A 10421-nucleotide genomic window follows, 5' to 3' on the forward strand; every position below is an offset into this window, starting at 1 on the left:
CGTCGTGGCCCCCGGGGATGGCGGTTCCCGGGGGCCACGACACTGTGGGGTGTGAGTGAGGTCCTTGTCAGATCTCCGCGAGCGAGCCCGCATACATGCGCTCGATATCCGGCGCGAACGACTTCTCCACGACGCGGCGCTTGACCTTGAGCGACGGGGTGAGCTCGCCGTCCTCGATGGACAGGTCGCGGCTGAGGACGGCGAACTTCTTCACCGTCTCCCAGCGGTTGAGCTTGGCGTTGAGCTCCTGGACGTAGCCCTCGACGAGCGCCTCGGCCTCCTTGGAGGCGGCGATCTCGGCGTAGGACTTGCCCGCCAGCGCGGTGCCCTCGGCCCAGCCCTTGATCGCGTCGGGGTCCAGCGTGACCAGCATCGTCACGTAGTTGCGGGCCTGGCCGACGACGACGGCCTGCGAGGTGTACGGGCAGACGGACTTGAACAGGCCCTCGATGTAGCTCGGCGCGACGTACTTGCCGCCGGAGGTCTTGATCAGGTCCTTCTTGCGGTCGGTGATGCGCAGGTAGCCCTGGTCGTCGAGCTCGCCGATGTCGCCGGTGCGGAACCAGCCGTCCTCGGTGAACGCGGCGGCGGTCTCGTCGGGCAGGTTGTGGTACCCCCGCATGACCGGAGTGCCCTTGAGCAGCACCTCGCCGTCGGTGTCGAGCTTGACCTCGAGGTCGCCGAGCGCCTCGCCGACGGTCCCGATGCGCGGGCGGCCCTCCCGGTTGACGAAGGAGCCGGCCGACGTCTCGGTCAGGCCATAGCCCTCGAGGATGGGCAGGCCGGCGGCGAAGAAGAACTCCGCGATCTCCGGTGCCAGGGGCGCCGAGCCGGAGACCATCGCGCGCATCCGGCCGCCGAGGCGGGCCCGCAGCTTGCTGAAGACCAGCCGGTCGGCGACCGCGGCCTGCAGCTTCAGCGTCCCGCTCGGCTGGCGGCCGGCCAGGCGCTCGGCGGAGGCGCGCTTGCCGACCGCGACCGCCCAGGTGAAGATCTTCCACTTCGCGCCGCCGTCGGCCTGCGCGCCGGTGACGACCCGGTTGTAGACCTTCTCGAAGATTCGCGGGGCCGCGCACATGAGCGTCGGCTGGATCTTGCCGAGGTTGTCGATGAGCTTGTCGACGCGGCCGTCGACGTACGTGGGCAGGCCGACGTACACGATCCCGCACAGCAGCGTCTTGCCGAACGAGTGTGACAGCGGCAGCCAGAGGTACTGCAGGTCGCCGGGGGTGAGCACGCCGGTGTCCTGCTGCGTCTTGCCCTGCCACACCCAGCCGGCGTGCAGCAGCTCGACGCCCTTGGGACGGCCCGTGGTGCCCGACGTATAGATCAGGGTGGCGAGCCGGTCGCCGTCGATGCCGGCCACGATCCGGTCGATGAGCTCCGCGTCCGCGGCGATCGCCGTCCATCCGGCCGCTTCCAGGTCCGCGAGCGTGATTGTCTTGACGGATTCGGTACCGCTGGGTGCACCGTCGAGCAGCACGACCGTCGTCAGGTTGGGCAGGTCCGCGCCGTCGAGCTTCGCCGCCTGTGCCGCGTTTTCGGCGAAGAGCACCTTCGAGCCGGAGTCGGCGACGATGTACACCGCCTCCTCGGGCTCCGTCGTCGGGTAGACCGTGGTCGTGGCGGCGCCCGCCAGCATGATGCCGAGGTCGGCGAGGATCCAGTCCAGGCGGGTGCTGGACAGCACCGCGACGCGGTCCTCGGGCTGGATGCCGAGCGTGGTCAGGCCGGCGCCGATCGCGCGGGCGCGCTCGCCCACCTCGCGCCAGGTGAGCCAGACCGGCTCGCCGGCGTCGTCGGCGGCGGGGCTGCCGAACGCGCGCTGGTCGGGCGTCTCCGCGACGCGGTGCAGGAACATGTCCGGGATCGAGCGGTACGGCAGTTCGAGCCGCTGGGTCTTGGTCATGATCGGGCCTTCCGGGCGTCCGGGACGCGGGCGCCGCCGCCCGTGACTGCCGTCACGTCCGTCGGTTACCAGACGGTAAACCGTCGATCCCGAAACGGGCTAGACCCGAAACCGAAACGTGAGGAAGCCCAGCCTTAGATGCCCAGCCGGGCTCCCTTGAGCCGTTCGACGAGATCGTCGGGCCCGCTCAGCTCGACGTCGGCGACCGCCTGCCGTCCGGTGAAGAACAGCAGCACCTCACCCGGCGCGCCCTCGACCGTGACCTGCCGGGACGCGTCGGCATCGCCTCGGCCGGCCGTGAACGGCTCCAGGCCCGCGGCCTTCACGAGGATGCGGGCCGGGAAGCGGCGGGCCGACAGGCGTGCCGAGCCCTTCGCCCGCGCGCCCAGCGCGTTGGCGTACTCCGAGGGCAGCTCGCGCGGCGCCCAGCCCGGCGTCGCCCGGCGCACATCCTCGAGGTGCACGAAGAACTCGACGAGGTTCATGCCCTCCTCGAGGAAGCCGGGCTTCGCGATGAGGCCGGGCGTGCGCACCGTCTCGACGAGCGCGGCGTAGTCGCCCGCGGCCAGGCGGTCCTGCACCTTCTGCGTGTGACCGGCCACGGACTTGATCATGATGCCCGCTGCGGCGTCGGGCCGGCGCTCGCGCAGCACGAGGTGGGCGGCGAGGTCGCGGGTGACCCAGCCCTCACAGAGGGTGGGCGCGTCGGGGCCGGCCGCGAGCAGTGCGTCGGCGAGCGCCGCCCGCTCGGCGCGGGCGAAGGAAGTCATGTGCGTAACGCTAGCCCCGAAATTGTCGTAGGTCGTCGGTAAGGTTGGCGTGCGGTCGGGGTTGCTTACCGGCGCGACGAAAACAGGGGGCTGATGTGACCAGCGGCAAGGTGCTCGCCAAGGGCTTTCGAGTGCTGGGATACGCGGTCCGTGACGAGCCTCACACCTTTGCCGTGTCGGTGGTCGGCAGCGTCCTGTTCAGTCTCCTGACCATCGCGACCGCCTTCGTCTCCGGCCGTGTGGTCGGCAAGATCGTGCTACCGGCCATCGACCACGGTCACGTCGCCGTCGGCTCCCTGCTGCTCGGCGGGCTGGCGATCCTCGCCGTCAGCCTCGGCAAGATCGTCGGCATCCTCGGCCGCCGGCTCGGCGCCGGTGCCATGCAGTTCAACCTCCAGGCGAAGTACCGCCGCGCGGTCACCCGCCGCTACCTGCGCCTGCCGCTGGCCTGGCACCAGCGCCACGCCACCGGCACCCTGCTGTCCAACGCCAACGCGGACGTCGAGGCCGCCTGGTATCCGATCGCGCCGTTCCCCTTCGCTGTCGGCACGGTCGTCATGCTGGTCGCCGCGGTCGCGTCGCTGTTCGTCACCGACTGGGCGATGGCGCTCGTCGGCGTCGCGATCTTCCCGGCCCTCCTCGGCGTCAACGTGGCCTATTCGCGGCGCATGTCGCCGCGCATCGCCAAGGCCCAGCAGCTGCGCGCCGAGGTCAGCGCCGTGGCGCACGAGAGCTTCGACGGCGCCCTCGTGGTCAAGACCATGGGCCGCGAGGCGTCGGAGACCGAGCGGTTCGCCGACAAGGCGGTGCAGCTGCGCGACGCCACGATCCGTGTCGGCCGGGTGCGCGCCCTGTTCGACCCGGTGCTCGACGCGCTGCCGAGCCTCGGCACGCTCGCCGTGCTCATCGTCGGCGGCTGGCGCTACCAGCAGGGCGCCGTGCGGGTCGACGAGGTCGTCAGCGTCGCGTTCCTGTTCACCGTCCTGGCGTTCCCGGTCCGGGCCATCGGCTGGGTCCTCGCCGAGCTGCCACGCAGCGTCGTGGGCTGGGAGCGCATCCGGCACGTGCTCGACGCCGAGGGCGACACCGTCTACGGCGAGACCGCCCTGACCGGCACCGGCCCGGCCGCGCTGAGCTTCCGCGACGTCGACTTCGCCTACACCGACGAGGAGGGCAACGGCCAGCGCGTGCTCGCCGGCGTCACGTTCGACGTGCCGCCCGGGCGCACCGTCGCGCTCGTCGGCCCGACCGGCTCGGGCAAGTCGACGATCGCCGCGCTCGCCGCCCGGCTCGTCGACCCGGGCTCCGGCGCCATCGAGGTGGACGGCGTCGACCTGCGGGAGCTCACGCAGGACGCGCTCTCGGACGCCGCGGCCCTCGTCGCGCAGGTCCCGTTCGTCTTCGACGACACCGTTCGCGGCAACATCACGCTCGACCGGGCCGGCGTCGACGACGACGCCGCCTGGCGCGCCCTTCGTCTCGCCCAGGCCGACGGCTTCGTCGGCCACCTCGCCGACGGTCTCGACACCACGGTCGGCGAGCGGGGCACCTCACTGTCCGGCGGCCAGCGTCAGCGCCTGACCATCGCCCGCGCCCTGGCCGGCGCCCCGCGCCTCCTCGTCCTCGACGACGCCACGAGCGCCGTCGACCCGCGCGTCGAGGCCGCGATCCTCGCGTCCCTGCGCCGCGCCGACGGCGCCACCCAGCCCGCCTCGATCCTGGTCGTCGCCTACCGCCGCGCCACGATCGCCCTGGCCGACGAGGTCGTCTACCTGGAGCGCGGCCGCGTCGTGGCCCGCGGCACCCACACCGAGCTCCTCGAGACCGCCCCGGGCTACGCCGACCTCGTCACGGCGTACGAGAAGGCCGAGGAGGAGCGCGAACGCGAGCACGCTTTCGACGTCGACCCCCTCGACCTGGCGGCGGACCTACCCACCACCGCGCCCACCACGCCGCCCGCCGCCGTGCCTGCCGGCCCGTCTGCCGCGGTGCCTGCCGGCCCGTCTGCCGCCGGACCCGCCGTCCCGGGCGCCGTCGGTGCTCACGCCGGCTCGTCGTCCGCGCGGTCTGCCGGCGCGGACGACGACGACCTCGACGATCGCCTGGATGAGCAGAGCGTGAGCGCATGACCGCGCTCGCCCCGCCCACGCCGCGCATGTCGCTCCTCCGCCGCGGCCCGTCGCCCTCCTTATCGCACTCGCGCCCGCCGTCCCCAGCCCGCGTTCGAGCCGCCGCGCCGCGCCGTGCCCCGCGCACGTCCTCCGCTCACGCCGCTGCGCCGCCGCCCGGCCTCGCCGCGGTTCAGGGCTCGTCGCTGCTTGCGCCCCCCGCTGCCGCGCCCGCGCCGGCGGTCGGTCTTGCCGCTGCGCCGCGCCGGGCTCTGCTCACTGCCGCCGTTCGCTCCGCTGCGCCGGCGCCTGGCCTCGCGGCGGCTGCAGGCTCGTCGCTGCTTGCGCCCGCCGCTGGCGCGCCCGCGCCGGCGGTCGGTCTTGCCGCTGCGCCGCGTCGGGCTCTGCTCACTGCCGCCGTTCGCTCCGCTGCGCTGGCGCTTGGTCTCGCGGCGGCGCCGGGCTCGTCGCTGCTTGCGCCCGCCGCTGGCGTGGTCGCCGCGCCCATCCTCGTCGCCGCGTCCACCCGGGCTCGACTCACGGCCGGTGCTCGCGTCGCCGCGTCGGCGCCTGGCCTCGCCGCGGCGCCGGGCTCGGCGCTCCCTGCTCTCGTTGACCGCGCCGCTGTGTCGCCGCCCGGCCTCGACGATGCGGCGGACCTGACCCTGCCGGCGGGGTCGCGTGGGCGCGGTGTTGTCGCTGGCCGCCCGGTCGCGGTGACGGTTGCCGTTTGCGGCGGTGACCGCCCAGGCGCGGAGGGTGTTGGCTCATGACCGTGCGAGTTGCTGGTGGCCGCGGCTTGGCGGCTGGGGTTCGAATTCTTGGCCGCGTGGGCGGGGAAGGTGTGAGCGCGTGACCGCGAGTGTCGAGGGCGTCCCGCGGGCGTCGATTCTGCGGCGTGGGCTGGCGCTGTCGCCGGAGCTGTTCACCGGGCTTGCCGGGACGCTCGGGCTTGCCCTTGTTGCCACGGCGGGGCGGGTTGCCGTGCCTGTTGCCATTCAGCAGGGCATCGACCGGGGGATCCGGGCGCCCGGTGGGCCGGATCTGGGCATCGTGAGCACGATCGTGGCGATCACCGCGGGTGTGCTGCTGGTGACGATGCTCAGTGCGTACGTGATGAATGTGCGGCTGTTCACCGTCAGTGAGACCGCTCTCGCCAGCATCCGGGCGCGGACGTTCCGGCATATTCACGATCTTTCGATGCTGCACCAGCAGTCCGAGCGGCGTGGGGCGCTCGTCTCGCGGGTTACCGGAGACGTTGACCAGATCAGCCAGTTCCTGCAGTTCGGAGGGCTGCTGTTCATCGTCAACCTGGGGCAGCTGACGGTTACCACTGCGGTCATGCTGGTGTACTCGTGGCAGCTCACGCTCGTGGTCGTGCTGGCCTTCGCGCCGTTGGTGTTCGTCGTGCGGTTCTTTCAGCGGCGGCTCAGCGTGCTCTATCTCGAGGTTCGCGAGAGCGTCGGGGCGATGCTCGGCGTGATCGCGGAGAGCGTCGTCGGGGCGCCGGTTGTGCGGGCGTACGGCATTCAGCGGCGTACCAGTGAGCGGCTCGACGCGGCGATCGATCGCAGTCGGCGCAACCAGTTCCGGGCGCAGACCAACAACGTGATCAGCATGAGCTTCGGCGAGCTGGCGGCGGGGCTGGCGCTGGCGGGCGTCGTGGTCGTCGGGACGCTGCTCGGGGTCGGCGGTCGGCTCAGCGTCGGGCAGCTGACCGCTTTCCTCTTCCTCGCCACGCTGTTCGTGCAGCCTGTGCAGGTCGCCACCGAGGTGCTCAACGAGGCGCAGAACGCGATCGCCGGGTGGCGCCGCGTGCTCGACATCATCGAGACCGAGCCCGACGTCGCCGACCCGGGGTCCGGCGGGCGGGCGCTGCCCGACGGGCCGATCGACGTGCGGTTCGAGCATGTCCACTTCGCCTACCCGGACGGGCCCGAAGTCCTCAGCGACGTCCACCTCACCGTGGCCGCTCGGACCCGGGTGGCCGTGGTGGGCGAGACCGGCAGCGGCAAGACGACGTTCGCCAAGCTGCTGACCCGGCTGATGGACCCGAGCACCGGGCGGGTGCTGCTGTCCGGCGTGCCGCTGGCCGACGTCCGGTTCGACTCGCTGCGCAGCCGGGTCGTCATGGTGCCGCAGGACGGGTTCCTGTTCGACGCGAGCATCGCCGACAACGTCCGGTTCGCGCGGCCCACGCTCACCGACGCCGACCTCGAGCGCGCGTTCACCGAGCTCGGGCTGAGCGACTGGCTCGAGTCGCTGTCCGACGGGCTGCACACGCAGGTGGGCGAGCGCGGGGAGGCGCTGTCGGTCGGCGAGCGGCAGCTGGTTGCGCTCGCCCGCGCGTACGTCGCCGATCCCGACCTGCTCGTGCTCGACGAGGCCACGAGTGCGGTCGACCCGGCCACGGAGGTGCGGCTCCAGCGCACCCTCGACGCCGTGACGCGCGGGCGCACGACGATCGCGATCGCGCACAGGCTCTCGACGGCGCAGTCCGCGGACGAGGTGATCGTGGTCGACCGCGGGCGGGTCGTGCAGCGCGGGCCGCACTCGCGGCTGGTCAACGAGGCCGACTCGATCTACGCCCGCCTGTACGCCTCGTGGCTGGAGCAGACCCGCTAGACGCCCGCGCCGCGCGACCGTTGCCACCCAGCACCGGCGCGCGTGCCGGGAACGTGCACTCCGCCGGTGCGCCGGCGCACTCCGTCTGTGCTCAGCGGGCACCTGCGCGCGTGCCGGGCCCGCGCATCCCGGCGCACTCCGTCGGTGCGCGGCGGACACCGGCGCGCGTGCCGGGCCCGGGCATCCCGTCGGTGCGCCGGTGTATCCCGTGGGTGCGCAGCGGGACCGGAACTCGGCGGCTGCAAGGCAGGGCCACCAACGGTGATACGCCGGTTGTCGGGCGCTCTACGGTGACGAATCCGGGATGGTGACGGTTTGTCGCCGAGTCGGATTCCATTTACGTACAGCTTTATGTGTGGTCGTTTCGCCGGTGAGGCGATGGCCTACATTGGGCTGCATGACGGCCGGGGGGCGGCGGTACGTGCCGGTGCAGGTGCGCATCGCGGTGACGGGCTTCAACGCGGTGGGCGGGGTCATGTTGACGCTTGCGCTCGCGGCGTTCGGGGTGTTCCTGTCGGGGATGCAGGTCGATCCGGTGGCTCAGGGCGGTACCGGATATCTGGATTTTGTCCTGTTCTTCAATGCCGTTTTGTTCCTGTCGCCGCTCGCGGGCGTGCTCGTGTTCCTCGGGGTGCGGGTCCGGCGGGGGGAGCACTGGGCGTGGCTGTCGAGCCTGGTGTTCTGGGTGTTGGCCGGGACGATGACGCCGCTGCTGGCGTGGGTGCTCGACGCGCCGCTGCCGTTCGGGCTGCTGCCGGTGCTGTGCGCGGTGGCGCTGCTCGGGCTGTTGCTGACGCCGCAGGCCCGGACGCACTGCGCCGAGCCCGACGAGTTGCGCCAGGATCCGGCGAGGGGCTAGGCCTCGGGTAGCGGCTCGGCCAGGTACCGCTGGATCGTGGGGGCCACGTTGCGCACGATCTCGTCCTCGGTCATGGAGGCCAGGGGTTCCAGCTTCAGGATGTACCGAATCATGGCCAGGCCGATCATCTGCGATGCGACCAAGGAAGCGCGCTTCGGGGCCTCGGCGGGGTCCAGGTTCAGGGTGCGGGTCGCGCGGCGCAGGATCTGCGTGACCAGGAACTCGCGCAGCATGCGGGCCGACCACTCGTGCTGCATCGCGCTGCGGACCAGGGCCGCGACCGTGGTGCCGGTGGGGGAGTCCCAGACGCCGACGAAGGTGCGCACCAGGCGCTCGCCGACGCCGTCCAGGCCGGGCTCGAAGATCTTCGGCAGGATCTCACCCGGGTTGATCGGGGCCTCCATCGTGGCCAGGAACAGCTGGTCCTTCGCGCCGAAATAGTGGTGCACCAGCGCCGGGTCGACGCCGGCGCTGGTGGCGATCTGGCGGATGGACGCCCCGTCGTAGCCGCGCTCGGCGAACGCTTCGCGGGCGGCGGCCAGGATGGCCTCGCGCGTGTCCTGGTTGCCGGGGCGGCGTCCGGTGCGAGCCATGAGCCTCATTTCGATCGATTCTTCAGCGGTACCTCGAGAGCCTGCCACGCCCCGCACAGCGGGGCGTGGCGGAGGCGGGGCTACGGGGTGCGGCGGCGGAGCGTGGCCGCACCGAGCAAGAGTGCCACGATGACGCAGCCGACGATGATCGCGAGGTCCCGCCACATGAGCGCGGTGGGGTCGGTGTGGGAGCCGAGTTCGGTGAGGGCCTGCACGGCGTACGACATCGGCAGGACGTTGCTGATCGCCTCCATCCAGTCGGGCATGCGATCGCGGGGCTGGAGCAGGCCGCACAGCAGGACCTGGGGGAGTACCACGGCGGGCATGAACTGCACGGCCTGGAACTCGCTGTCGGCGAAGGCGCTGACCAGCAGGCCCAGCGCCATGCCGAGCACGGAGTTGCCGACCGCGATCACGCCGACGAGCCACGCGGGGCCGAGCGTGTCCAGGCCGAGCAGCCAGAACGCGAGCGCCGAGACGACTGCCGCCTGTACCGCGGCGGCCACGGCGAAGGCGATGCCGTAACCGAGCAGGATGTCGACCTTGCCGATCGGCGTGGTGAGGAGGCGCTCCAGGGTGCCGCTGGTGCGTTCGCGCAGCATCGCGACGCTCGTCAGCAGGAACATGATCACCAGCGGGAACACGCCGAGCATGATCAGGCCGACGCGGTCGAAGAGGAAGGGGTTGTTGTCGTAGAGGTACCGCAGCAAGGTCAAAAGAATCGTCGGGACGACCAGGATCATGGCGATCGTGCGGCGGTCGTGGCGGAGCTGGCGCAGGATGCGTGCGGCGGTGCCGAAGGTCAGTCGTGCGGACATGGGTCAGCCCACCTTCTGCGTGTCCTGGGCCTGCACGAGCCGCAGGAACGCCTCGTCGAGGTCGTCGGTGCCGGCGCTCAGTCGCACATCGGCGGGGGTCTGGTCGGCGATGAGGTACCCGTCGCGGATGAGCAGCAGGCGGTCGCAGCGGCCGGCCTCGTCCATCACGTGGCTGGACACGAGCAGCGTCGAGCCCGCCTTGGCGAGCGCGTGGAACCGCTGCCAGAGCTCGTTGCGCAGCACCGGGTCCTGCCCGACGGTCGGCTCGTCGAGCACGAGCAGCTGCGGCTTGCTCACGATCGCGCAGGCCAGCGAGGCGCGGGCGCGCTGGCCGCCGGAGAGCTGGCCGACCAGCTGGTCCTTGGCCTGGGTCAGGCCGACGTCGGAGATCGCCTCGTCCGCCGCCTTGGCGCTCAGGCCGTAGAGGGAGGCGAAGTACCGCGTGTTCTCGCGGACGGTGAGGTCGGCGTAGACGCTCGGTGCCTGCGTGAGGTAGCCGACCTTGTCGCGTAGCTCCTTGGCCCCGGCGGGGTGGCCGAGGACGGTGACGGTGCCGCTGACGATCTTCTGTACGCCGACGACGGCCCGCATGAGCGTCGTCTTGCCGCTGCCGCTGGGGCCGAGCAGGCCGGTCACGCTGCCGCTGGGCACGGTGCAGGTGAAGTCGTGCAGCACCCGCCGCTTGCCGCGCGCGATGACGAGGTGTTCGACCTCGATCGCGTTGCTCATCGTGGGTCCC

Annotated in this window: 7 protein-coding genes and 1 pseudogene; 3 read left to right on the top strand and 5 right to left on the bottom strand. The window is 71.9% G+C overall.

The annotated features are described in order from the left end of the window. Window positions 1–67 precede the first annotated feature (67 nt). Both ABD901_RS28810 and ABD901_RS28815 read right to left on the bottom strand, forming a co-directional pair. Window positions 68–1909 (bottom strand): AMP-dependent synthetase/ligase, encoded by a 1842-nt coding sequence (locus ABD901_RS28810; protein ID WP_345131176.1) that lies wholly within the window; start codon window positions 1907–1909, stop codon window positions 68–70. 134 nt (window positions 1910–2043) lie between these two features. Further along, window positions 2044–2679 carry a TIGR03085 family metal-binding protein gene (locus ABD901_RS28815; RefSeq protein WP_345131178.1) on the bottom strand — a complete coding sequence of 212 codons (636 nt, stop codon included), beginning with the start codon at window positions 2677–2679 and terminating at the stop codon, window positions 2044–2046. 110 nt (window positions 2680–2789) lie between these two features. Between ABD901_RS28815 and ABD901_RS28820 the strand changes: the two are divergent. From ABD901_RS28820 to ABD901_RS28830, 3 genes and pseudogenes are all read left to right on the top strand, one after another. After that, window positions 2790–4610: pseudogene (locus ABD901_RS28820) on the top strand (ABC transporter ATP-binding protein); the annotation flags it as partial. A 1029-nt stretch (window positions 4611–5639) separates the two neighbouring features. Further along, window positions 5640–7412, top strand: a complete 1773-nt coding sequence (locus ABD901_RS28825; RefSeq protein ID WP_345131180.1) for an ABC transporter ATP-binding protein — start codon at window positions 5640–5642, stop codon at window positions 7410–7412. Between the two features lie 397 nt (window positions 7413–7809). Further along, window positions 7810–8271, top strand: a complete 462-nt coding sequence (locus ABD901_RS28830) for a hypothetical protein (protein WP_345131182.1) — start codon at window positions 7810–7812, stop codon at window positions 8269–8271. Here ABD901_RS28830 and ABD901_RS28835 read toward each other — a convergent pair. The 3 genes from ABD901_RS28835 to ABD901_RS28845 all read right to left on the bottom strand — a co-directional run bounded on the left by ABD901_RS28835 (window position 8268) and on the right by ABD901_RS28845 (window position 10411). Continuing rightward, window positions 8268–8864: a TetR/AcrR family transcriptional regulator gene (locus tag ABD901_RS28835; protein ID WP_425556724.1), complete on the bottom strand. Its 597-nt coding sequence runs from the start codon at window positions 8862–8864 to the stop codon at window positions 8268–8270. The two genes, ABD901_RS28830 and ABD901_RS28835, sit on opposite strands and share 4 nt — an antisense overlap. 80 nt (window positions 8865–8944) lie before the next feature. Beyond that, a complete protein-coding gene (locus ABD901_RS28840; protein WP_345131186.1) occupies window positions 8945–9682 on the bottom strand; it encodes an ABC transporter permease in 738 nt (245 codons plus the stop codon). Window positions 9683–9685: 3 nt separating this feature from the next. Then, window positions 9686–10411, bottom strand: a complete 726-nt coding sequence (locus ABD901_RS28845; protein WP_345131188.1) for an ABC transporter ATP-binding protein — start codon at window positions 10409–10411, stop codon at window positions 9686–9688. Window positions 10412–10421 lie beyond the last annotated feature (10 nt).

Source organism: Dactylosporangium darangshiense, from assembly GCF_039537565.1.
Lineage (GTDB): Bacteria > Actinomycetota > Actinomycetes > Mycobacteriales > Micromonosporaceae > Dactylosporangium > Dactylosporangium darangshiense.